The organism is Flavobacterium poyangense, from assembly GCF_011751075.1.
In the GTDB taxonomy this organism is placed as follows: domain Bacteria; phylum Bacteroidota; class Bacteroidia; order Flavobacteriales; family Flavobacteriaceae; genus Flavobacterium; species Flavobacterium poyangense.
The window spans coordinates 1-887 of record NZ_JAALLN010000073.1 but is presented as its reverse complement, the minus strand read 5'-3'; the positions used below and the strand labels follow the sequence as shown (position 1 = coordinate 887).

Annotated in this window: 1 pseudogene; it reads right to left on the bottom strand. The window is 42.8% G+C overall.

Going from position 1 to position 887, the window contains the following annotated elements:
• A pseudogene (locus G3A47_RS22645) lies at positions 1-887 on the bottom strand (T9SS type B sorting domain-containing protein); the annotation flags it as partial.

Below are 887 nucleotides of genomic sequence, written 5' to 3'. Positions count from 1 at the left end.
GGTCCTGTTGGGGTGAAAGTATAAGTATTCGCTGCGCTGTAATTGCTGATGGTACTAGTTCCTGCTGCCAAACAAGTTGGTACAGTAGAACTTATTGTAGGTGTCGCAGGAGTTGGCAGTATATCAGAATTGCTAAAAGAAGCAGAAACTCCAGAGATACAACCTCCATTAGATGCGGTTACAGTATAAGAAGTACCGATTGTCATCCCGGATATTAGTCCTGATCCTCCAACTGTAGGTCCTGTTGGTGTGAAAGTATAAGTATTCGCTGCGCTATAATTGCTGATGGTACTGGTTCCTGCTGCCAAACAAGTTGGTACAGTAGAACTTATTGTAGGTGTCGCAGGAGTTGGCAGTATATCAGAATTGCTAAAAGAAGCAGAAACTCCAGAGATACAACCTCCATTAGATGCAGTCACAGTATAAGAAGTACCAATTGTCATCCCGGATATTAGTCCTGATCCTCCAACTGTAGGCCCTGTTGGCGTAAAGACATAAGTATTAACTGCGCTATAATTGCTGATGGTACTGGTTCCTGCTGCCAAACAAGTTGGTACAGTAGAACTTATTGTAGGTGTCGCAGGAGTTGGCAGTATATCAGAATTGCTAAAAGAAGCAGAAACTCCAGAGATACAACCTCCATTAGATGCGGTTATAGTATAAGAAGTACCGATTGTCATCCCGGATATTAGTCCTGATCCTCCAACTGTAGGCCCTGTTGGGGTGAAAGTATAAGTATTAACGGCGCTATAATTGCTGATGGTACTGGTTCCTGCCGCCAAACAAGTCGGTATAGTAGAACTTATAGTTGGTGTCGCAGGAGTTGGTAATATATCAGAATTACTAAAAGAAGTAGAAACTCCGGAGATACAACCTCCATTAGATGC